Genomic DNA, 21,127 nt, shown 5'->3' on the forward strand with positions numbered 1-21,127 from the left:
CTCGCCCTGTGGGCCGCCTACGGGGGCGCCCCGGTAGGCGGCCCACAGGGCGAGCACGGGAGCGGCCACGACGGTGGCGACGACGGTCGTCGTGACGGCACGCGCGCGGAGGCGGTCCCTCCGGGCGGCGCGGTCCTTGGGGTCCATCGGGAAGCCGCGCCGGTCGAAGCGGGGTCCGGCGCCACGCGCGCGTGCGTGATGGGCCATGGCGACGTGCAGGGCCGCGCGCGGGGCGGACAGGACGGGCAGTTCGGCGGGTGTGACGCTGGTGCCGGGCCAGCGGCCGGGGATGGCGCGCTCGGCGGTGCGGCGGCAGCGCGGGCAGTCGTCGACGTGCCGGACGAGTTCCCGGCGCAGGGCCGTGCCGAGCACGGGCCGGTCGTCGCCGACGAGGTGCGCGACGCTCGGACACGCCCCGGTCTCGACGACGGCGAGGGCCGCACGCGTGCGTTCGACCTCACAGGCGGCGGAGGCCAGCAGGTCGCGGGCGGCGGCCAGGTCCATGCCCAGGACGGCGGCGACCTCATGGGCGGCCAGGTGGTGGCGCACGGCCAGTTCGAGCGCCTCGCGCTGCTCCGGGGTGGTGCCGGCGGCCTCCGGCCAGGCCAGCAGGGCCAGTCCGCGCCGCCGCCGCTCCTGGACCTCCTCGGAGACGGCCGGGCCGGACGGCCGGTCGGCGCGCTGGGGGCGGCCCGCGGCGTGGCTGCTCTGACGTTTCTGCTTGGCCTCGGCCAGCTTGCGCAGGCACGCCCAGCGGGCCAGCGCGTACAGCCACGCCCGGCGGTCGGCGGGGGCCTCGGGGACGTGCCGGCCGCGGCGCTCGGCGAGGGCGAGGGCGTCGCCCAGGGCGGCGGTCGCGGCGTCGTGGTCGCACAGCACGGACAGGCAGTAGGTGAACAGGCCGTCCAGGTAGGGCTCGTAGCGCGCGGGCGGCCGCTGCGCCAGCGTGCGCGCCGCCCCGCGGTCACGCGCTTCCCGGTGCGCCCGGTGCGGGCCGGCCGTGCGGGTGGAGCGGGTCGAGATCTCCGGAGTACTGCTCGTCATTCGGCGACCGTAGGCGGCCGGGAGTGGCACCTTCTGGCGGCTTGAGCACTTTTAATCCGTACGGGTGAAACGATCCCTCAATCGGGGACATGAACCAGTGGTTCCGCCGCTGGCGCGGGGTGGCGCGGCCCTGGCGCGCAGGTGGCCGCCCCGGTCGGCGCCCGCGTTGTCAGTGCCGGCGGCTACGGTTTCGTCCATGGCTGCCCGTACGAAGACCACCAAGGACCGCCCGTCCTACCGCTGCACGGAGTGCGGCTGGCAGACGGCGAAGTGGCTCGGCCGCTGCCCCGAGTGCCAGGCCTGGGGGACGGTCGAGGAGTACGGCGCGCCCGCGGTCCGTACGACGACGCCGGGGCGGGTCACCACCTCCGCCCTGCCCATCGGCCAGGTGGACGGCCGCCAGGCCACCGCCCGCTCCACGGGCGTGCCCGAGTTGGACCGCGTGCTCGGCGGCGGACTGGTCCCGGGCGCGGTGGTCCTGGTCGCGGGCGAGCCGGGCGTCGGCAAGTCGACGCTCCTGCTGGACGTGGCGGCCAAGTCGGCGAGCGACGAGCACCGCACGCTGTACGTCACGGGCGAGGAGTCGGCGAGCCAGGTCCGGCTGCGCGCCGACCGCATCCACGCCATCGACGACCACCTCTACCTGGCCGCCGAGACGGATCTGGCGGCGGTGCTGGGCCATTTGGACGCGGTGAAGCCGTCCCTGCTGATCCTGGACTCGGTGCAGACGGTGGCCTCCCCGGAGATCGACGGCGCGCCCGGCGGCATGGCCCAGGTGCGGGAGGTCGCGGGAGCCCTGATCCGGGCCTCCAAGGAGCGCGGCATGTCCACGCTGCTCGTGGGCCATGTCACCAAGGACGGCGCCATCGCGGGCCCGCGCCTGCTGGAGCACCTGGTGGACGTCGTCCTGAGCTTCGAGGGCGACCGGCACGCCCGTCTCCGCCTCGTCCGGGGCGTCAAGAACCGCTACGGCACCACCGACGAGGTCGGCTGCTTCGAGCTGCACGACGAGGGCATCACGGGCCTGGCCGACCCGAGCGGACTCTTCCTGACCCGCCGGGCCGAACCGGTCCCGGGCACCTGCCTGACCGTCACCCTGGAGGGCCGCCGCCCGCTGGTCGCCGAGGTCCAGGCGCTCACGGTCGACTCGCAGATCCCCTCCCCGCGCCGCACCACCTCGGGCCTGGAGACCTCCCGCGTCTCGATGATGCTGGCGGTGCTGGAACAGCGCGGCCGGATCAGCGCCTTGGGCAAAAGGGACATCTACTCCGCGACGGTCGGCGGTGTGAAGCTCTCGGAGCCCGCCGCGGACCTGGCCGTCGCCCTCGCCCTGGCCAGCGCGGCGAGTGACACACCTCTCCCCAAGAACCTCGTCGCGATCGGGGAGGTCGGCCTCGCCGGCGAGGTGAGACGGGTCACGGGAGTGCAGCGCAGGCTGGCCGAAGCACACCGCCTGGGCTTCACCCACGCCCTCGTTCCGGGCGACCCGGGCAAGATCCCCTCGGGCATGAAGGTCCTGGAGGTAGCGGACATAGGGGACGCCCTGCGGGTCCTCCCCCGGTCCCGTCGCAGAGAGGCCCCCCGGGACGAGGAGGGTCGCCGGTAGACTTTGCCCTGGTCTCGCCCGTCCGTGCGAACCGAGCGCGCGACACGGGGGCGCCCAGAACCTGCGACCGGAGGAGTGCAGTGGCAGCCAACGACCGGGCATCAGCTCCCGGAAAGTCCGGCGGGAGTGCCGGTACCGATGGCCTGATGCGCGCCTCGCTGAGCGCCGTGGCACCCGGTACCGCCCTGCGTGACGGCCTGGAGCGGGTGCTCCGCGGCAACACCGGCGGTCTCATCGTGCTGGGCTCCGACAAGACGGTCGAGGCGCTGTGCAGCGGCGGTTTCGTGCTGGACGTCGAGTTCACCGCGACCCGTCTGCGTGAGCTCTGCAAGCTGGACGGCGGCATCGTGCTGTCCTCGGACCTGTCGAAGATCCTGCGCGCGGGCGTGCAGCTGGTCCCGGACCCGACGATTCCCACGGAGGAGACGGGCACCCGGCACCGCACCGCGGACCGCGTCAGCAAGCAGGTCGGCTTCCCGGTCGTCTCGGTCTCCCAGTCGATGCGGCTGATCGCCCTGTACGTGGACGGCCAGCGCCGCGTCCTGGAGGACTCGGCGGCGATCCTGTCCCGCGCCAACCAGGCCCTGGCGACCCTGGAGCGCTACAAGCTCCGCCTCGACGAGGTCGCGGGCACGCTGTCGGCGCTGGAGATCGAGGACCTGGTGACCGTCCGGGACGTCTCGGCGGTCGCCCAGCGCCTGGAGATGGTGCGCCGCATCGCCACGGAGATCGCCGAGTACGTGGTGGAGCTGGGCACGGACGGCCGGCTGCTGGCCCTCCAGCTCGACGAACTGATCGCCGGGGTGGAGCCCGAACGTGAGCTGGTCGTCCGGGACTACGTGCCCGAGCCCACCGCCAAGCGCTCCCGCACGGTCGACGAGGCGCTGGCCGAGCTGGACGCCCTCACCCATGCCGAACTGCTCGAACTGCCCACGGTGGCCCGGGCATTGGGCTACACCGGCTCGCCCGAGACGCTGGACTCGGCGGTGTCGCCGCGCGGCTTCCGCCTGCTCGCCAAGGTGCCCCGGCTCCCCGGCGCGATCATCGACCGCCTGGTCGAGCACTTCGGCGGCCTCCAGAAGCTGCTCGCCGCGAGCGTCGACGACCTCCAGACGGTGGACGGCGTCGGCGAGGCCCGGGCGCGCAGCGTCCGGGAGGGGCTGTCGCGGCTGGCGGAGTCGTCGATCCTGGAGCGGTACGTCTAGCGGCTGGGCCCTGGACCTGCCCTAGTCGGCCGACAGCACGAACGACGTCTGCACCTTCGCAAAGCCCGGAGCCTTGGCTTCCACCAGGTACGTGCCCGTCCCGGCCGAGCCCGCCGGAGGCGTCGCGCACTCGGGGGCGCTCGGCTTGCGGTCCCATTTCACGGTGTAGGTGATGCCGCTGCCCGCGGGCACCCGGTACAGCTGGTGCGCGGCGGCCTTCGGGCAGTCCTTCGAGGACCAGAAGTCGTCGTCGGAGCTCGCCGGGGTGATCGTGAACACCGCGTTCTTCGGCCCGAGATCGATCTTGCAGTCGCTGCCGGAGATGTTCCGCGCGGTCAGCAGGAACGTGGGCGTCTGCTCGGGGTCGTAGGTGTTGTGCCGGCTGCGCAGGCTGAACTTGACCACGCTGGCGGTGCAGTTGGGCAGCGTGGAACCGGCCGGCAGGGTGTCGCCCACGCCCACGCCGACGCCGCCCACCGCCGCACCGCCACCGGAACCACCGGCACCACCGGCACCGCCCGCCCCTCCGGAGCCGCCCGAGCCGGAACCGCCGCCGGAGGCCGACCCGGAGCCGTCCCCGGAGCCGTCACCCGAGCCGTCGCCGGAACCGCCCCCGGACCCGGACCCGGACGACGAGCCGCCGGAGCCCTCGTCGCCCGACTCGTCGCGTCCGCCGGGCGCTTGGCTGATGGCCGGGCCCGAACTCGACGGGCCGGGCGTGATGGAGGGCGCGGGATTCTTGCCGTTGGCGCCGTTGTCGCCGTCCTTGCCCCCGCCGCCCATGGTCACGATCCAGGTGATGAGCAGCGCCAACAGGGCGACCACAGACACCAGTACGACCCTCCGACGCCAGTAGATGGAGGAGGGAAGCGGCCCGACCGGATTGCGCAGAGATCCCACGGCGCAAACCTTACGAGAGTTCGGCGCGTTCGCCTGTCCCACCCGCCGCCGGGGCCACAACTTTTCCGGATCATCATCTCGGAATCCCGGGGCCCACCCCTGTCTTTCGTCAGGTTCGGGACGCGACGATCGCTGGGTGTGACGGTATCGGCCTGCCGCCTACCGTCCGTGACCATGAACTTCGAGGACAGCGCGCTCTACCGCGACATCACCGACTTCGCCCAGGACACCCCGATGTGGGTACAGCACGGGGCCGGCATATGGACGGAGGCCGGACTGCTGGTCTTCATCGCGCTGTTCGCCGCCGCCTGGTGGCGTGCCCGCCGCGACACTCCCCGCGCGTTCGCGATCGCGGCCCTTGCACCTGTGGCCACGGCTGTGGCGTACGTGTGCAGCGAGGTGCTCAAGTCCGCGGTCACCGAGGAGCGTCCGTGCCGGGCGGTCGTCGGTGCGGCCGCGTCCCTCGCCGAGTGCCCGCCGCACGGCGACTGGTCCTTTCCGTCCAACCACGCCACGATCGCGGGCGCGGCGGCGGTCGCCCTCGCGCTGGTCCGGCGCGCGCTCCTGTGGCTGACGGCCCCGCTCGCCCTTCTCATGGCCTTCTCCCGGGTCTTCGTCGGCGTGCACTATCCGCACGACGTCCTCGCGGGGTTGGTGCTGGGCACGCTCGTGGCCCTCGTCGCCGTACGGCTGGGCAGGGGCCCGGCGACGCGACTGGCCGGGGTGTTGCGCATGTCGTCGGCGCCGGCCGTGCGGTGGTTCACCGGGCCGGGCGCGGCGCCCGTCAGGTCGTACGGCTCGCACGCGCGGCGCTGAGGCGGATCGCGAGCGTGTCAACGGGCCCGGAACGCGCCCCCGCCGCCGCGCCGCCCCGGCGGTCACGCGCCGCCCGGCCGTCACCCGCCTCGCCGGCCGTCACGCGCCGCCCGGCCGTCACACGCCTCGCCGGCCGTCACGCCTCCACGAGCCCCGCCTCGTACGCCACGATCGCCGCCTGCACGCGGTTGCGCACCCCCAGCCGGTCCAGGACCGCGCTCACATACGCCTTCACCGTGCCCTCGACGAGGTGCAGCCGGGCGGCGATCTCCGGGTTGGACAGGCCCGCGCCGACCAGGCCGAGCACCTCGCGTTCGCGGGGGCTCAGCACAGCCACGCGCGCGCGTGCCTGTGCCTCACGGGTGAGCCGGCCGCCGCCGAGGCCCTCGTCGATGACGTACCGGGCCACCTTGGGTGAGAGGAACGCGGCGCCCGCGGCCACCGCCCGTACGCCCGCGATGAGTTCGTACGGGTCCCCCGACTTCAGCAGGAAGCCGGTGGCGCCGCCGCCGAGGGCGCGGGTCACGTAGGCGCCCTCGGAGAAGGTGGTGAGCATCGCGACGGCCGTGCCCGGCACGGTCCGTACGATCTCCTCCGCCGCCGTGAGGCCGTCCAGGCGCGGCATGCGGATGTCGAGCAGGGCCACGTCCGGGCGGTGGGCGCGGGCCAGCTCGACCGCCTCACGGCCGTCGCCCGCCTCGGCGACGACGTCCGTCACGCCGCTGCTGCCCAGGATGGCGCGCACCCCGGCCCGGACCATGGCCTCGTCGTCGGCCAGCAGAACGCGGATCACTGTGAGAACTCCTCGTATTCCTCTCGGCCTTCACCGGTCAGACCGGTGCGCGGGACCACGTCCTTGGCGACCAGCCGGCCGGCGGCGAAGCACAGTCTGAAGTGGTCGACGGAGACGAACAGTTCGCCGCTCGCCCGGTAGTAGCGGCAGTCGGCTCCCCCGGGCTCCGGTGTCGGCGCCCGTTCGGCAGGTGGGTCATGCACGTCCCGTTCGGGCAGCACGCGCTCGACGTCGGCCACGGGGGCGCCGAGGCGCAGTTTCGCGTACGCGGCGGGTTCGAGCACCGAGTGCTTCTCCGCGTACGCGTACCAGCCGAAGGCCACGCCGACGAGCACGACGCCCACACCGGCCGCGGTGCCGAGGCCGACGGCGACACGGCGACGGGCGTGCCGGAAGGGCGCGGGGCCCGGGGGCTTGGCGGTGGACTGCTGCTCGGGGGCATCGGGCACGTACGCCGACACCCGGAACCCCTCCTCGTGCGGTCCCGCCTCGAACGTGCCGCCCACGGAGGTCACCGCGGCCCGCAGCCCGAGCAGGCCCGTGCCGCCGCCGGCGGGGCGGGAACCCTCCTGCGTGGGCGGGCCGTTGGTGATGGTGACGGACGTCCCCGCGGCCCGCCCCGCCGCCGCGGCCCGCCCCGTTCCTGCGGCCCGTCCCGTCATCGCCACGGTCACGGGAGCGCCCGGTGCGTGCCGTGCCGCGTTGGTCAGCGCCTCCCGGACCACGCGGTGCAGCAGCCGTTCGGCGACCCCGCCCGGCTCCGCGGCCGGGCGGCCCTGCCCGGCGGGCTCCCAGCGCACCGGCAGGCCCGACTCCGCGGCGCGGGCCACGAGTTGCTCCAGCGTCTCGCCCGCCGGGGCCAGCGGCGCGGGCTCGTCGTCGTCCTCGCGCAGGACGCCGATGATGCGGTGCAGCCGGTCGGTGGCGTCGGCGGCGGCCGCGCGCAGGTCCGCCGCCGCGGTGCGGTGCTGCTCCGCGAGTCCGGGGGCGACCTGGAGGGCGCCCGCGCGCAGGGCGATGAGGCTCAGCTCGTGGCCGAGGGAGTCGTGCATGTCCTGGGCGATCCGGGCCCGTTCGCGCAGCCGGGCGCGTTCCTCGGCGAAGCGGGCCTCGTCCTCCAGCCGGGCGGCGCGCAGCCACCCCGCCACGGCCAGCTTGCGGCTCTGCCGCCAGTAGCGGCCGCCCAGCCAGGGGAAGACACAGCCGAAGAGCAGCATGCCCGTCATGACGAGCCACTCGGGGGCCGGGTCGACGCCGACGAGGACGATCCGGGCGGTGCCGGCGCAGCCGACGGCCGCGAAGCACAGCACCGCGGGGCGCGCCCCGCCCGCCCGCAGCCCGAGCAGCAGCGCGAACACGCCGAGGGCGGGGCCGTAGGAGACGGTGAACAGGGCCGGGGCGGCGGCCAGGCTCAGGGCGGCCACCAGCCCGAAGGCCGCGAGCGGCAGCAGCCGGGACAGGGCCACCGCGACCGCCAGCACCGCCACACCGGCCGCCTGCTGCCAGGCCGGACGCGGCTCGTTCAGCCCGAGCCGGTCCGCCGTGAGCGCGGGCAGGGCGAGGGCCGCCCAGAGCAGGGCGCATCCGCCGAGCCGGGCGGGACGAGGACGTTCCATCCGCCCGACGCTATCGGCGGACAGCAGGGCTGCACTGCTGCCGATCGTCAGGTACACCCGTCCCTCTTGGCAGGTACACCCGTCCCTCTTGGCAGGTACGTCTGCCCGTCTTGAGTGGTGGTGTGCCCGGATCGCGGCCTTCGCGTGGCAGGATCGAATGGCCATGACTGCTCCCACGAAGCCCCCGCACACCAGCCCCGCCGATCCCGCCTCCGGCCCGCCCTCCGGCGAGCACCTGCACGCCCCCGTCATCGACTGGTTCGACGAGAACGCCCGTGACCTGCCGTGGCGGCGCTCCGAGGCCGGGGCGTGGGGCGTGATGGTCAGTGAGTTCATGCTCCAGCAGACGCCGGTGAACCGCGTCCTGCCCGTCTACGAGCAGTGGCTGGCCCGCTGGCCGCGCCCGGCCGACCTGGCCAAGGAGGCGCCGGGTGAGGCGGTCCGTGCCTGGGGCCGGCTCGGCTACCCGCGCCGCGCCCTCAGGCTGCACGGCGCCGCCGTCGCGATAACGGAACGGCACGGCGGTGACGTACCGGCCGACCACGCCCAGTTGCTGGCGTTGCCGGGCATCGGCGAGTACACGGCCGCCGCCGTCGCCTCCTTCGCCTACGGGCAGCGGCACCCGGTGCTGGACACCAACGTGCGCCGGGTCTTCGCCCGCGCGGTCACCGGCGTGCAGTACCCGCCGAACGCCACCACCGCCGCCGAGCGCAAGCTGGCCCGCGCGCTGCTGCCCGAGGACGAGCCGACCGCCGCCCGCTGGGCCGCCGCCTCGATGGAGCTGGGCGCGCTGGTGTGCACGGCGAAGAGCGAGTCGTGCCACCGCTGCCCGATCGCCGCGCAGTGCGCGTGGCGGCAGGCGGGCAAGCCGGAGCACGACGGGCCGCCGCGCCGCGGTCAGACGTACGCGGGCACCGACCGGCAGGTGCGCGGGCGCCTGCTCGCCGTGCTGAGGGAGGCCCACGGTCCGGTTCCGCAGTCGGCGCTGGACCGGGTGTGGCACGAGCCGGTGCAGCGGGCCCGCGCTCTGGACGGCCTCGTCGCCGACGGTCTGGTGGAGCCGCTGGCGGGCGGGCTGTACCGGTTGCCGCTGACCTGACGTACAGACACGTCACAGCCGCGAGTCGTCGCCTGTCACGGTGATCGGGGTGGACAAATCGCCCGTAATCCACCCCAACTCGCCCACGGCTTTACCCTGTTCCGACGTCCGTTACACAACCGACGGACAGCCGAGTGCTAGCCGAAGGCTGCTTCGGACAGTGCCGTGACAACGCCTCCGTACCTTCAATTCCGTTCCCGGAAAACACGGGACGACCAAGGAACACAGGCAGTGCACGGACGGCGGGAAGCCGGCCGTAACGGGGAAACGGGAGGCGGTTCACCATGGCGCAGGGCGAGGTGCTCGAGTTCGAGGAGTACGTCCGCACGCGGCAGGACGCGCTGCTGCGCAGTGCCCGCCGCCTGGTCCCGGACCCGACGGACGCGCAGGACCTGCTGCAGACCGCGCTGGTCCGCACCTACGGCCGCTGGGAGACCATCGAGGACAAGCGGCTGGCGGACGCCTACCTGCGCCGGGTGATGATCAACACGCGGACGGAGTGGTGGCGGGCCCGCAAGCTGGAGGAGGTGCCGACCGAGCAGCTTCCGGACGCCTCGGTCGACGACTCCACCGAGCAGCACGCGGACCGCGCCCTGCTGATGGACATCCTGAAGGTGCTCGCCCCGAAGCAGCGCAGTGTCGTCGTCCTGCGACACTGGGAGCAGATGTCCACAGAGGAGACGGCCGCCGCCCTCGGCATGTCGGCCGGAACGGTCAAGAGCACGCTGCACCGGGCGCTCGCCCGGCTCCGCGAGGAGCTGGAGTCCCGCGACCTGGACGCACGCGCGCTGGAGCGTGAGGAGCGGGAGCGGTGCGCGGCCTGACCGGCGAAGGGTCTGCACGGACCCCGGGCAGCATCCAGGCGGTGAGTACGGCCCTGGCCGTGCTCGCCGCCCTCGCCCTTTTGGTGTCCGCCTGCGGCGCGGGCGGCACCGGCGCCCGGGACGAGGGCCCGGCCCACTCCGACTCGATGGCGGGCGCCGCAGCGGCCACACCGTCCGCCGCACCGTCGAAGACGCCCGACACGGTCGACGCGGTCCGGCTCGTCAAGGACGACCCCGAGGTCTCCCCCGAGGTGAAGCGCGAGCTGAAGCCGTGCGTCGCCGACGAGTACCCCGTCGACGTGTCCTACGGGAACCTGACCGGCGGATCGGGCGACGACGTCGTCGTCAACGTGCTGACCTGCGGTGACGCCGTGGGTGTGGGCAGTTACGTGTACCGCGAGCAGGACGGCTCGTACAAGAATGTGTTCAAGGCGGAGGAGACCCCGGTCTACGCGGAGATCGACCGCGGCGACCTGGTCGTGACCAAGCAGGTGTACGAAAAGGGCGACCCGGTGTCGAGCCCCTCCGGCGAGAACGTGATCACCTACAGATGGACCTCCGGCCGGTTCGACGAGGAGTACCGCACGCACAACGACTACGGGAAGGTCGGCGGCGACACCCCCACGCCGGAGCCCGCGAGCTGACGTGGGCGCAGGGCGTGTGAACCGATCGGGCCGCTCGGAACGATCCACCGGTGAACGCATCACACCGATCGCGCGTCCCCCAGAGGGAACGCGACAGAACGCACCCCACGAACCACACGAGGACTGAGAGCACCGGGATGGCAGACCAGACCCACGTCCTGTTCGTCGAGGACGACGACGTCATCCGTGAGGCCACACAGCTCGCCCTGGAACGGGACGGCTTCGTGGTCACCGCCATGCCCGACGGGCTGTCGGGCCTGGAGGCGTTCCGGGCGGACCGCCCCGACATCGCGCTGCTGGACGTCATGGTTCCCGGTCTGGACGGGGTCAGCCTGTGCCGCCGTATCCGGGACGAGTCGACCGTGCCGGTCATCATGCTGTCGGCGCGGGCCGACTCCATCGACGTCGTGCTGGGCCTGGAGGCGGGGGCCGACGACTATGTGACCAAGCCGTTCGACGGTGCCGTGCTGGTCGCCCGGATCCGCGCGGTGCTGCGCCGGTTCGGGCACGCGGGCGGCGGCCGGGCCGAGGATGCGGCCTCCCCGGCGAGCGGCGGGGTGCTGACCTTCGGGGATCTGGAGGTCGACACCGAGGGCATGGAGGTCCGCCGGGCCGGGCAGCCGGTGGCGCTGACGCCGACCGAGATGCGGCTGCTGCTGGAGTTCTCGACGGCGCCGGGCACGGTGCTCTCCCGCGACAAGCTGCTGGAGCGGGTGTGGGACTACGGCTGGGGCGGGGACACCCGCGTGGTCGACGTGCACGTGCAGCGGCTGCGGCAGAAGATCGGCCAGGACCGCATCGAGACGGTCCGCGGCTTCGGCTACAAGTTGAAGGCCTGAGCAGGGGATATGAGGGGGCATTTCCGGCGCCTGGTCGCCACGGGCTTGGAGCGCGCGGGCATCCGCACGGGCCTCAGATGGAAGCTGAGCGCGGCCATCGCGCTGGTCGGGGCGCTGGTGGCGGTCGCGCTGAGCCTGGTCGTGCACAACGCCGCCCGGGTGTCGATGCTGGACAACGCGCGCGACCTGGCCGACGAGCGCATCATGATCGCCCAGCGCAACTTCGAGCTGTCGGGGCGGATGAACTTCCCCAACACCAAGATCGACGATCCGAATCTGCCGGTGGCGCTGCGGCAGCGGGTGGAGGCGGGCCAGCGGGCGACGTACGTGGCGGACCGGCCCGGTGACGTGCCCGACATATGGGCCGCCGTTCCGCTGAAGAACGGGCATGTGATGTCGCTGCACTCGGGCTTCACCGACCGCAGCTCGGACATCCTCCAGGACCTCGACCAGGCCCTGCTCATCGGCTCCATCGCGGTCGTCCTCGGCGGCAGCGCGCTCGGTGTGCTCATCGGCGGGCACCTCTCGCGGCGGCTGCGCAAGGCGGCCGTCGCGGCCGGCCAGCTCGCGGGCGGCGATACGGACGTGCGGGTGCGGGACGCCATGGGCGGGGTCGTCCGGGACGAGACCGACGACCTGGCGAGCGCGGTGGACGCCATGGCGGACACGCTGCGGCAGCGGATCGAGGCCGAGCGGCGGGTCACCGCCGACATCGCGCACGAGCTGCGCACGCCGGTGACCGGGCTGCTGACCGCCGCCGAACTGCTGCCGCCCGGCCGCCCGACCGAGCTGGTGCTGGACCGGGCGAAGGCGATGCGCACGCTCGTGGAGGACGTGCTGGAGGTGGCCCGGCTGGACGGGGCCTCCGAGCGGGCGGAGCTCCAGGACCTCATGCTGGGCGAGTTCGTCGCCCGGCGGGTGGCGGCGAAGGACCCGGACATCGAGGTGCGGATCGTGCACGAGTCGGAGGTCACCACCGACCCGCGGCGCCTGGAGCGGGTGCTGTTCAACCTGCTCGCCAACGCGGCCCGGCACGGCAAGCCGCCCATCCAGGTCACCGTCGAGGGCCGCGTCATCCGCGTCCGCGACCACGGCCCCGGCTTCCCCGAGGACCTGCTCGCCGAGGGGCCGAGCCGCTTCCGCACCGGCAGCAAGGACCGGGCCGGGCACGGCCACGGCCTCGGCCTGACCATCGCGGCCGGGCAGGCCCGGGTGCTCGGCGCCCGGCTGACCTTCCGGAACGTACGCACGCCGGGCGCGCCGGAGGGCGTACCGGCCGAGGGCGCGGTGGCCGTGCTGTGGCTGCCGGAGCACGCGCCGACGAACACGGGGAGTTATCCGATGCTGCCGGGGTCGTAGACCTTGCGGATCAGCTGGTCCAGTCCTGGTCCAGGTCGAGTCCGCCCTCCCGGCGCTGCGTGAAGGAGAACCAGTTGCCGGAGTCGTCACGGAACAGCGCCTCCGTGCCGTACGGGCGCTCCTGCGGCTCCTGGAGGAACTCCACGCCCCGGTCCTTGAGCTTCTTGTAGTCGCCGTGGATGTCGTCGGTGGTCAGTACGCCGGCGCCGAGCGCGCCCTTCGTCACCAGCTTCCGGAGCATCTCGGCGGACTCGGGGTCCATCCCGGCCCCGCCGGGCACCATCAGCGTGAACTCGACGTCGGGCTGGTCCGGCGAGCCGACGGTGAGCCAGCGCATGCCGCCCTCGCCCATGGTCATGTCCGTACGGACCTCCAGCCCCAGTTTCTCGGTGTAGAACTCCTTGGCCCGGTCCTGGTCGAGGACCCAGACGGTCGAGATGGCGAGACCCTTGATCATCGTGCGCTCCTGCTGGTCGGCGGCCGGTTGGTGCCTGCCCTGTCACCGTAGGCAGCGGGGGTGTCAGCCCGCTTCTCCGGAATTGCGCTGTTGCCCGATGCCGGTGCCGGGGCCGGGTGCCGATCGGAAGCCGCCGGCCCACAGCATGGCGTAGCAGCCCGGTATGAGTGCCGCTCCGCGGCCCACGTGCTTCGTCCGGTACTCGCTGGGCGTCAGGCCGGTCCACGCCTTGAACCGGGCCGAGAACGTGCCGACGCTGCTGAAGCCGACCAGGTGGCAGATCTCCGTCACCGAGAGGTTCGCCGTGCGCAGCAGGTCCTCGGCGCGTTCGATGCGGCGGTGCGTGAGGTACTGCCCGGGGGTCTCGCCGTACGCCTCCTTGAAGGCGCGGAGGAAGTGATACCGCGAGTACCCGGCGTGTGCGGCCACGGCGCCCAGGTCCAGGTCCGGATCGGCCCAGTCCCGGTCCATGGCGTCCTTGGCGAGGCGCACCTGCCGCAGCTTGTCCATGGATCCGATGGTGGCACGAGGGTCTGACAACGGCCCCGGGATCGCGGCCGGGCATGACGAAGCCCCCGGGGCGGACCACCCCGGGGGCTTCGTGCGGTCCGGTCAGACGGTCTCCGCCACGGGCGGCTGCGCCGCCGGGGCCTCCGGCTCGCCGTCCGCCTTCGGGCCCGCCCCCTTGAGCGGGACCTCCTTGACGAACACGGCCGCCACCAGGGCGAACACCGCCACCACGGCTCCCAGCAGGAACGCCGAGTGCGTGCCGGCGGACACCGCGTGCTGGTACGCCTCGCGGGCCAGGACCGGAAGCTTCTCCAGGCTCTTGGCGTCGAGCTGCGCCGTCCGCTCGGTCATCTTGGAGCCCAGCGAACCGGCCCGCTCGGCCATGACGTCCTGGACGCGGCTGTTGAACAGAGCGCCCATGATCGCGACGCCGAAGGAGGAGCCGAGAGTACGGAAGAGGGTGGTCGACGAGGACGCCACGCCCATGTCCTTCATCTCCACGCTGTTCTGCGCGACCAGCATGGTGATCTGCATCAGGCAGCCCATGCCGAACCCGACCACGGCCATGAAGACACCGGACGTGAACCGCGAGGTGCCCGTGTCCATCGTGGACAGCAGGTAGAGGCCGACGGTCATCAGGACGCTGCCGAGGATCGGGAACACCTTGTACCGGCCGGTGTTCGTGGTGACCCGGCCGGCGACCATCGAGGTCACCAGCATCGCGCCGAGCATCGGCAGGAGCAGCAGCCCGGAGTTCGTCGCGGAGGCGCCCTGCACGGACTGCTGGTACAGCGGCAGGAACAGCGTCGCGCCGAACATCACGAAACCGGTGATGAAGCCGATGAGCGACATCAGCGTGAAGTTGCGGCTGCGGAAGATGTGCAGCGGCACCACCGGCTCGGCCGCCTTGGTCTGCCAGAACACGAACCCGACGAGTGCGGCGACACCGATGCCGATCAGCTCCATGATCCGCGCGGAGCTCCAGGCGTACTCCGTGCCGCCCCAGGTGGTGACGAGGACGATCGCGGTGATGCCGACGGTCAGCAGGGCGGCGCCCAGGTAGTCGATCCGCGCCTCGGACCGCTTCTTCGGCAGGTGCAGCACCACACTGATGGCGGCCAGCGCGACCACGCCGAGCGGCAGGTTGATGTAGAACGCCCAGCGCCAGCCCCAGTGGTCGGTGATCGTGCCGCCGACCAGCGGGCCGCCGATCATCGCCAGCGCCATGACGCCGGCCATCATGCCCTGGTACTTGCCGCGCTCCCGGGGCGGGATCAGGTCACCGATGATCGCCATGACGCCGACCATCAGACCGCCGGCGCCGAGGCCCTGGACGGCACGGAAGCCGATCAGCTCGTTCATGTCCTGGGCCATGCCGCTGAGCGCGGAGCCGATCAGGAAGAGGACGATCGACGTCATGAACGTGCCCTTGCGGCCGTACATGTCGCCGAGCTTGCCCCACAGCGGGGTGGAGGCCGCGGTCGCGAGGGTGTACGCGGTGACCACCCACGAGAGGCGTTCGAGGCCGCCCAGCTCACCGACGATCGTCGGCATCGCCGTACCGATGATCATGTTGTCGAGCATCGCGAGCATCATCGCGATCATCAGCGCGAGCAGGACGACCCGCACGCTCCTCGGCTGTTTCCCCCCGGTGTCGGCGCCGACCGCCGGTGTGTCCGTCGTGTCCGCCATTGCTTTCCCACTCCCCCTACTACCGCTACTTACTTGTCGACCGGCTAGTGACTACACTCGGAAGCTAGCGGCGGAACTAGCCGGGCGTCAAGTAAGTTTTATGGAAAGGGAGCGGCGTAGGAGGATGGGCGGCACCATGGACGGCACCAGGCATCGGCGCCGCGGGGACACCCGCCAGCGCATCCAGGATGTGGCCCTCGAACTCTTCGCGGAGCAGGGCTACGAGAAGACCTCACTGCGCGAGATCGCGGAACGCCTGGAGGTCACCAAGGCGGCGCTCTACTACCACTTCAAGACGAAGGAAGAGATCCTCGTCAGCATCTTCGACGACCTCACGAAGCCGATCGAGGAGCTGATCGAGTGGGGGCGGCAGCAACCGCACACGCTCGACACCAAGCAGGAGATCATCCGCCGTTACGCGCAGACCCTGGCCGGCGCCACGCCGCTGTTCCGCTTCATGCACGACAACCAGGCGACGGTGCGGGAGCTGCGGATCGGCGACTCCTTCAAGGAGCGCATCCGCGGCCTGCGCGACATCATCATCGACCCGGAGGCCGACCTGGTCGACCAGGTCCGCTGCGTCAGCGCGCTCTTCACGCTGCACGCCGGGATGTTCCTGCTCCAGGACCTGGAAGGCGACCCCGAGGACAAGAACAAAGCCGTCCTCGAGGTCGCCACGGACCTGGTGACCCAGGCCCACGAAGGAGCTCAGGGCTCCTAGCGGGGCAGGGCCGCCGGGGTCGTCAGACCGTGACGCCCTTGGCGCGCAGGAACTTCACCGGGTCGATCGCCGAGCCGTAGTTCGGGGTCGTACGGATCTCGAAGTGCAGGTGCGGACCGCTGGAGTTACCGGTATTGCCGGACCGGGCTATCTCCTGGCCGGTCTTGACGACCTGACCGATGCGCACCTCGATCTTGGACAGGTGGGCGTACTGCGAGTACGTGCCGTTGCCGTGCTTGATCACGACGGCGTTGCCGTACGCGGGGCCGTCACCGGCGCCGTTGCCGCCGGCCTTGACGACGGTGCCGCCGTGGGCGGCGAGGACCTGGGTGCCGCTCGGCACGGCGAAGTCCTGCCCGCTGTGCTTGTGGCTCCACATGCCACCGGCCTGGGCGAAGCTCGCGGAGAGCGTGTACTTCTTCACCGGGTCGATCCAGGACGGCTTGGCCTTCTTGGCGGCCTTCTGCACAGCGGCCTTCTTGGCGGCAGCGGCCTTCTTCGCGGCGGCGGCCTTTTCAGCCTTCGCGGCCTCGGCCTTGGCGGCCTTGGCCTGGACGGCGGCCTGTGCCTTGACGGCACTGGCGGTGCCGGACGCGGCCGTGGTGTCGGCGGCGGACGCGACCCCTGCTCCCAGTGCGACCGAGACGCCGAGGCCGGCGGCCAGCACGGTCGCACGGGTGCGGAGCTGGGACGTACGGGAAGAACGGGACGTGACGCGCTGGGACATCGAAACCTCGCGGGGAAGGGGACGGAGAAAACCACCCGGCGCACAGTCGCTCGCCGAATGGCCATCCCTTGGTAACCCGAAGTCCGACAAACCCCCAAAAGCGTGATCTACGGCCTAAGTTAGTAACTTCGTTCAGTGTTCTGCGTCTCTTGACAGGGCACCCATTCGGGACAAATCAGGGCACTACGCAGCACTTCGCCCGGCCCGCCAAGGCAAGAATCCCTTTCCTCCCGGCCCGTTCAGCACTATTCCGCCTAGTAACGGACATATCGCCTGTGCGGCATGTCACCGGAGGCCCTCTTCGGCCATTCCGGAAATGTGGCGCACGCCTCTATGCACCTACCGTCCGGTAACCCTACGGTTCCCCTCGCGCCACCCTCGCCCACGAGCATGCACACGACATGTTGCAGCGTCACGGACGTGAGAGGACCCCCACGACATGCAGACCCGACGCCCCTGGTTGCGCCGCGCATCAGTGACCGCCGTCTCGGCGGCCGCCCTCATGGCGATGGCCGCACCGGCCGACGCCGCGGCCCCCGCCGGTGCCGCCACCACGGTCACCGCGGCCGCCGCCGCAGACGTCGACTACGCGACCTGGCAGAAGGACTGCCAGGCGGTGATGGACCAGGCGCTGCCCTATCTGAAGCAGCGGATCGCGGCCGCCAAGCCCGGCGAGAAGCAGGCGATCGTCTTCGACATCGACAACACCACGCTGGAGACCGACTTCGGCTTCAGCTATCCGCAGCCGGCCAACAAACCGGTCCTGGAGGCCGCCAGATACGCCCAGGAGCGCGGCGTCGCCCTGTTCTTCGTGACGGCCCGGCCGGACATCATCGCCTCGTTCACCGAGTACAACCTCAAGCAGGCCGGCTACCAGGTCTCCGGCCTCTATGTCCGGAACTTCATCGACCTCTTCAAGAACGTCGCCGAATACAAGACGGCCCAGCGCGTCGACGTCGAGAAGAAGGGCTACACGATCATCGCGAACATCGGCAACAGCGCCGGCGACCTCTCCGGCGGCCACGCCGAGAAGACGTACAAGCTGCCGGACTACGACGGGCAGCTGTCGTAGCGCAGGCCCCGCACCTCAAGGCATGGAAAAGGGGCCGGTGCTTTTCAGCACCGGCCCCTCTCACTCGACCGTGACGCTTACACGTCCTTGCTCAGATTCGGTCCCGTGCCACCGGCCGCCTGCTCGATCGGCGGGACGTCCGGCAGGGCCGACTTCTCCTCACCCCGGAAGGTGAAGGTCTTGGTCTCGCCCTCGCCCTCGGTGTCCACGACCACGATGTGACCGGGGCGCAGCTCGCCGAAGAGGATCTTCTCCGACAGGCTGTCCTCGATCTCGCGCTGGATCGTCCGGCGCAGCGGCCGGGCGCCCATGACCGGGTCGTAGCCCTTCTTGGCGAGGAGCTCCTTGGCGGACTGGGCGAGCTCGATGCCCATGTCCCGGTCCTTCAGGCGCTCGTCCACCTTGCTGATCATCAGGTCGACGATCCGCAGGATGTCGCCCTCGGTCAGCTGCGGGAACACGACCACGTCGTCGACGCGGTTGAGGAACTCAGGCCGGAAGTGCTGCTTGAGCTCGTCCGAGACCTTGTTCTTCATGCGCTCGTAGTTGGTCTTCGTGTCACCCGAGGCCGCGAAGCCCAGGTTGAAGCCCTTGGAGATGTCCCGGGTGCCGAGGTTGGTCGTCATGATGATGACCGTGTTCTTGAAGTCCACGACCCGGCCCTGGGAGTCGGTCAGACGACCGTCCTCCAGGATCTGCAGCAGCGAGTTGAAGATGTCCGGGTGGGCCTTCTCGACCTCGTCGAAGAGGACGACCGAGAACGGCTTGCGGCGGACCTTCTCGGTCAGCTGGCCGCCCTCCTCGTAGCCCACGTAGCCGGGGGGCGAACCGAAGAGTCGCGACACCGTGTGCTTCTCGCTGAACTCCGACATGTCGAGGGAGATCAGTGCGTCCTCGTCGCCGAAGAGGAACTCGGCGAGCGCCTTGGACAGCTCGGTCTTACCGACACCGGACGGGCCGGCGAAGATGAACGAGCCACCGGGACGCTTCGGGTCCTTCAGACCGGCACGCGTACGGCGGATCGCCTTCGACAGCGCCTTGACGGCGTCGTTCTGGCCGATGACCCGCTTGTGCAGCTCCTCCTCCATGCGGAGCAGGCGGCTGGACTCCTCCTCGGTCAGCTTGAAGACCGGGATGCCCGTGGCCGTGGCGAGGACCTCGGCGATCAGCTCGCCGTCGACCTCGGCGACGACGTCCATGTCGCCGGCCTTCCACTCCTTCTCCCGCTTGGCCTTGGCGGCCAGGAGCTGCTTCTCCTTGTCGCGCAGGGAGGCGGCCTTCTCGAAGTCCTGCGAGTCGATCGCGGACTCCTTGTCGCGGCGGACACCGGCGATCTTCTCGTCGAACTCGCGCAGGTCCGGCGGCGCGGTCATCCGGCGGATGCGCATCCTCGATCCGGCCTCGTCGATCAGGTCGATCGCCTTGTCCGGCAGGAAGCGGTCCGAGATGTACCGGTCGGCCAGGGTGGCGGCCTGGACCAGTGCCTCGTCGGTGATGGAGACGCGGTGGTGCGCCTCGTAGCGGTCACGCAGACCCTTGAGGATCTCGATCGTGTGCGGCAGGGACGGCTCGGCGACCTGGATGGGCTGGAAGCGGCGCTCGAGGGCCGCGTCCTTCTCCAGGTGCTTGCGGTACTCGTCCAGCGTGGTCGCACCGATGGTCTGCAGCTCACCGCGGGCCAGCATCGGCTTCAGGATGGAAGCCGCGTCGATGGCGCCCTCGGCGGCACCCGCACCGACCAGCGTGTGCAGCTCGTCGATGAACAGGATGATGTCGCCGCGGGTGCGGATCTCCTTGAGGACCTTCTTCAGGCGCTCTTCGAAGTCACCGCGGTAGCGGGAGCCGGCGACCAGCGCGCCGAGGTCCAGGGTGTAGAGGTGCTTGTCCTTGAGGGTCTCGGGCACCTCGCCCTTGACGATGGCCTGGGCGAGGCCCTCCACGACGGCGGTCTTGCCGACGCCGGGCTCACCGATCAGGACCGGGTTGTTCTTCGTCCGGCGGGACAGCACCTGCATGACCCGCTCGATCTCCTTCTCGCGCCCGATGACCGGGTCGAGCTTGGACTCACGAGCGGCCTGGGTGAGGTTCCGGCCGAACTGGTCGAGGACCAGGGACGTCGAGGGGGTGCCCTCGGCAGGCCCGCCGGCGGCGGCGGTCTCCTTGCCCTGGTAACCGGAGAGCAGCTGGATCACCTGCTGCCGCACGCGGTTCAGATCTGCGCCCAGCTTGACCAGGACCTGGGCGGCGACGCCCTCGCCCTCGCGGATCAGGCCGAGCAGGATGTGCTCCGTGCCGATGTAGTTGTGGCCCAGCTGAAGGGCCTCGCGGAGCGACAGCTCCAGGACCTTCTTGGCACGGGGGGTGAAGGGGATGTGCCCGGACGGGGCCTGCTGGCCCTGGCCGATGATCTCCTCCACCTGCTGGCGGACCGCCTCGAGCGAAATCCCGAGGCTCTCAAGGGCCTTGGCGGCGACACCTTCACCCTCGTGGATCAGGCCCAGGAGGATGTGTTCAGTGCCGATGTAGTTGTGGTTGAGCATCCGGGCTTCTTCCTGAGCCAGGACGACAACCCGCCGCGCGCGGTCGGTGAACCTCTCGAACATCGTTAATCGCTCCTCAGAGCGGTCAGGCAGTGGGGGGAACTTCCCCTCCCTGTCCTTCCGCAGCTTAGTCCCGCAAGCGGGGACCGCTCATTCCAACTGCCGACACCGTCCTTGGCCTCCTGACCCCGAACGCCGACATCTGCTCCAACCCGATGGTGCGAGACGATGTTCCCGCAGGCCAGGCAGATACCCCCTTCGTCAGTACGCCCATGGCGAACGTGAGACTGCCGTTCCTGCGTGTCGCCCCCTCCCACTAGGGATGTCTTACCCGCACGGACCGGAAGTCCATGCCGAGCGCCCCCCTTCCCTCCGCTACGGGCGAACAACCTTGCGCCTCCCCGCGCCCCCCGCACGCCCCCATTTCGCCACTGTGCGCACTCGTGACGCCACCCAGCGTAACCCGCACGTCCTTCCGGCTGTTGCACTTGGCATGTTCGGCGCCCCTCGCCTCGTCCCGCTTCCCCGCCGGCCCCTCGACGAGAGCTGTCGGGTCCGGCGGTGGTACGAGAACGAACTGGGCTGGCCGACGGTGCCCGGCGATCCTCTGCGGCTGGTGGTGGGGGTGCGCTACGACGTCCTGGACGTGCCCTCCGAGGCGGG

19 protein-coding genes are annotated in these 21,127 nt (G+C 71.3%); 10 read left to right on the forward strand and 9 right to left on the reverse strand.

The window, feature by feature from the left end; genetic code table 11:
• Positions 1-1,044, reverse strand: a 1,044-nt coding sequence (locus tag CCL05_RS34665) for a sigma-70 RNA polymerase sigma factor region 4 domain-containing protein (protein ID WP_143589992.1), incomplete at its 3' end; no start/stop codon positions are given.
• A gap of 196 nt (positions 1,045-1,240) precedes the next feature.
• Between CCL05_RS34665 and radA the strand changes: the two genes are divergently transcribed.
• Together radA and disA are read left to right on the forward strand one after the other, a co-directional pair.
• Entirely contained in the window at positions 1,241-2,650 is a 1,410-nt protein-coding gene (gene radA / locus CCL05_RS34670; protein ID WP_086564614.1) for a DNA repair protein RadA, read from the forward strand.
• Positions 2,651-2,730: 80 nt separating this feature from the next.
• Positions 2,731-3,855, forward strand: a complete 1,125-nt coding sequence (gene disA, locus CCL05_RS34675) for a DNA integrity scanning diadenylate cyclase DisA (protein WP_086564615.1) — start codon at positions 2,731-2,733, stop codon at positions 3,853-3,855.
• Positions 3,856-3,876: 21 nt separating this feature from the next.
• On the opposite strand, the gene CCL05_RS34680 is transcribed toward disA, so the two are convergent.
• The gene (locus CCL05_RS34680; protein WP_086564616.1) at positions 3,877-4,755 is read right to left on the reverse strand and encodes a hypothetical protein; all 879 of its coding nucleotides are present in this window, start codon (positions 4,753-4,755) and stop codon (positions 3,877-3,879) included.
• Positions 4,756-4,929: 174 nt separating this feature from the next.
• Here CCL05_RS34680 and CCL05_RS34685 point away from each other — a divergent pair, with 174 nt between their 5' ends.
• Entirely contained in the window at positions 4,930-5,571 is a 642-nt protein-coding gene (locus CCL05_RS34685) for a phosphatase PAP2 family protein (protein ID WP_208641682.1), read from the forward strand.
• 136 nt (positions 5,572-5,707) lie between these two features.
• Here the strand turns inward: CCL05_RS34685 and CCL05_RS34690 are convergent, their stop codons facing one another.
• Together CCL05_RS34690 and CCL05_RS34695 are read right to left on the reverse strand one after the other, a co-directional pair.
• On the reverse strand, positions 5,708-6,364 hold the full coding sequence (locus tag CCL05_RS34690; protein ID WP_086564618.1) for a response regulator transcription factor: 657 nt from the start codon (positions 6,362-6,364) through the stop codon (positions 5,708-5,710).
• Positions 6,361-7,980, reverse strand: coding sequence for a sensor histidine kinase (locus CCL05_RS34695; protein WP_086564629.1), 1,620 nt, complete (start codon positions 7,978-7,980; stop codon positions 6,361-6,363). The genes CCL05_RS34690 and CCL05_RS34695 overlap by 4 nt, the downstream gene beginning before the upstream one ends.
• Before the next feature lie 163 nt (positions 7,981-8,143).
• Here CCL05_RS34695 and CCL05_RS34700 point away from each other — a divergent pair, with 163 nt between their 5' ends.
• The 5 genes from CCL05_RS34700 to cseC all read left to right on the forward strand — a co-directional run bounded on the left by CCL05_RS34700 (position 8,144) and on the right by cseC (position 12,745).
• A complete protein-coding gene (locus tag CCL05_RS34700) occupies positions 8,144-9,079 on the forward strand; it encodes an HhH-GPD family protein (RefSeq protein WP_086564630.1) in 936 nt (311 codons plus the stop codon).
• Positions 9,080-9,363: 284 nt separating this feature from the next.
• Entirely contained in the window at positions 9,364-9,903 is a 540-nt protein-coding gene (locus tag CCL05_RS34705; protein WP_003992025.1) for a SigE family RNA polymerase sigma factor, read from the forward strand.
• Positions 9,891-10,547, forward strand: coding sequence for a hypothetical protein (locus CCL05_RS34710; RefSeq protein ID WP_167409672.1), 657 nt, complete (start codon positions 9,891-9,893; stop codon positions 10,545-10,547). The genes CCL05_RS34705 and CCL05_RS34710 overlap by 13 nt, the downstream gene beginning before the upstream one ends.
• Positions 10,548-10,684: 137 nt before the next feature.
• Positions 10,685-11,386 carry a two-component system response regulator CseB gene (gene cseB, locus CCL05_RS34715; RefSeq protein WP_086564619.1) on the forward strand — a complete coding sequence of 234 codons (702 nt, stop codon included), beginning with the start codon at positions 10,685-10,687 and terminating at the stop codon, positions 11,384-11,386.
• A gap of 9 nt (positions 11,387-11,395) precedes the next feature.
• A complete protein-coding gene (gene cseC / locus CCL05_RS34720; protein ID WP_086564620.1) occupies positions 11,396-12,745 on the forward strand; it encodes a two-component system sensor histidine kinase CseC in 1,350 nt (449 codons plus the stop codon).
• 10 nt (positions 12,746-12,755) lie between these two features.
• Here the strand turns inward: cseC and CCL05_RS34725 are convergent, their stop codons facing one another.
• From CCL05_RS34725 to CCL05_RS34735, 3 genes are all read right to left on the reverse strand, one after another.
• Positions 12,756-13,202 (reverse strand): VOC family protein, encoded by a 447-nt coding sequence (locus tag CCL05_RS34725; protein WP_086564621.1) that lies wholly within the window; start codon positions 13,200-13,202, stop codon positions 12,756-12,758.
• 63 nt (positions 13,203-13,265) lie between these two features.
• The gene (locus CCL05_RS34730) at positions 13,266-13,712 is read right to left on the reverse strand and encodes a helix-turn-helix transcriptional regulator (protein WP_086564622.1); all 447 of its coding nucleotides are present in this window, start codon (positions 13,710-13,712) and stop codon (positions 13,266-13,268) included.
• 102 nt (positions 13,713-13,814) lie between these two features.
• The gene (locus CCL05_RS34735) at positions 13,815-15,404 is read right to left on the reverse strand and encodes an MDR family MFS transporter (RefSeq protein ID WP_086564623.1); all 1,590 of its coding nucleotides are present in this window, start codon (positions 15,402-15,404) and stop codon (positions 13,815-13,817) included.
• Positions 15,405-15,528: 124 nt separating this feature from the next.
• Between CCL05_RS34735 and CCL05_RS34740 the strand changes: the two genes are divergently transcribed.
• Complete coding sequence (locus CCL05_RS34740) at positions 15,529-16,125, forward strand: TetR/AcrR family transcriptional regulator (RefSeq protein WP_086564624.1); 597 nt, start codon at positions 15,529-15,531, stop codon at positions 16,123-16,125.
• 22 nt (positions 16,126-16,147) lie between these two features.
• Here CCL05_RS34740 and CCL05_RS34745 read toward each other — a convergent pair whose 3' ends face one another.
• Positions 16,148-16,852, reverse strand: a complete 705-nt coding sequence (locus CCL05_RS34745) for a M23 family metallopeptidase (RefSeq protein WP_086564625.1) — start codon at positions 16,850-16,852, stop codon at positions 16,148-16,150.
• Between the two features lie 439 nt (positions 16,853-17,291).
• Between CCL05_RS34745 and CCL05_RS34750 the strand changes: the two genes are divergently transcribed.
• Positions 17,292-17,924, forward strand: coding sequence for an HAD family acid phosphatase (locus tag CCL05_RS34750; protein ID WP_086564626.1), 633 nt, complete (start codon positions 17,292-17,294; stop codon positions 17,922-17,924).
• Between the two features lie 77 nt (positions 17,925-18,001).
• Here the strand turns inward: CCL05_RS34750 and CCL05_RS34755 are convergent, their stop codons facing one another.
• Entirely contained in the window at positions 18,002-20,527 is a 2,526-nt protein-coding gene (locus CCL05_RS34755) for an ATP-dependent Clp protease ATP-binding subunit (protein WP_086564627.1), read from the reverse strand.
• Positions 20,528-21,127 lie beyond the last annotated feature (600 nt).

It is taken from the genome of Streptomyces africanus (genome assembly GCF_002150735.1).
Classification (GTDB): domain Bacteria; phylum Actinomycetota; class Actinomycetes; order Streptomycetales; family Streptomycetaceae; genus Streptomyces; species Streptomyces africanus.

Bases quoted from the DNA above. Each gene is read 5' to 3' on its own strand.
- radA (WP_086564614.1), top strand. From the start codon at position 1,241: ATGGCTGCCCGTACGAAGACCACCAAGGACCGCCCGTCCTACCGCTGC.
- CCL05_RS34685 (WP_208641682.1), top strand. From the start codon at position 4,930: ATGAACTTCGAGGACAGCGCGCTCTACCGCGACATCACCGACTTCGCC.
- CCL05_RS34695 (WP_086564629.1), bottom strand. From the start codon at position 7,980: ATGGAACGTCCTCGTCCCGCCCGGCTCGGCGGATGCGCCCTGCTCTGG.
- CCL05_RS34700 (WP_086564630.1), top strand. From the start codon at position 8,144: ATGACTGCTCCCACGAAGCCCCCGCACACCAGCCCCGCCGATCCCGCC.
- CCL05_RS34705 (WP_003992025.1), top strand. From the start codon at position 9,364: ATGGCGCAGGGCGAGGTGCTCGAGTTCGAGGAGTACGTCCGCACGCGG.
- cseB (WP_086564619.1), top strand. From the start codon at position 10,685: ATGGCAGACCAGACCCACGTCCTGTTCGTCGAGGACGACGACGTCATC.
- cseC (WP_086564620.1), top strand. From the start codon at position 11,396: ATGAGGGGGCATTTCCGGCGCCTGGTCGCCACGGGCTTGGAGCGCGCG.
- CCL05_RS34725 (WP_086564621.1), bottom strand. From the start codon at position 13,202: ATGATCAAGGGTCTCGCCATCTCGACCGTCTGGGTCCTCGACCAGGAC.
- CCL05_RS34730 (WP_086564622.1), bottom strand. From the start codon at position 13,712: ATGGACAAGCTGCGGCAGGTGCGCCTCGCCAAGGACGCCATGGACCGG.
- CCL05_RS34735 (WP_086564623.1), bottom strand. From the start codon at position 15,404: ATGGCGGACACGACGGACACACCGGCGGTCGGCGCCGACACCGGGGGG.
- CCL05_RS34740 (WP_086564624.1), top strand. From the start codon at position 15,529: ATGGGCGGCACCATGGACGGCACCAGGCATCGGCGCCGCGGGGACACC.
- CCL05_RS34745 (WP_086564625.1), bottom strand. From the start codon at position 16,852: ATGTCCCAGCGCGTCACGTCCCGTTCTTCCCGTACGTCCCAGCTCCGC.
- CCL05_RS34750 (WP_086564626.1), top strand. From the start codon at position 17,292: ATGCAGACCCGACGCCCCTGGTTGCGCCGCGCATCAGTGACCGCCGTC.
- CCL05_RS34755 (WP_086564627.1), bottom strand. From the start codon at position 20,527: ATGTTCGAGAGGTTCACCGACCGCGCGCGGCGGGTTGTCGTCCTGGCT.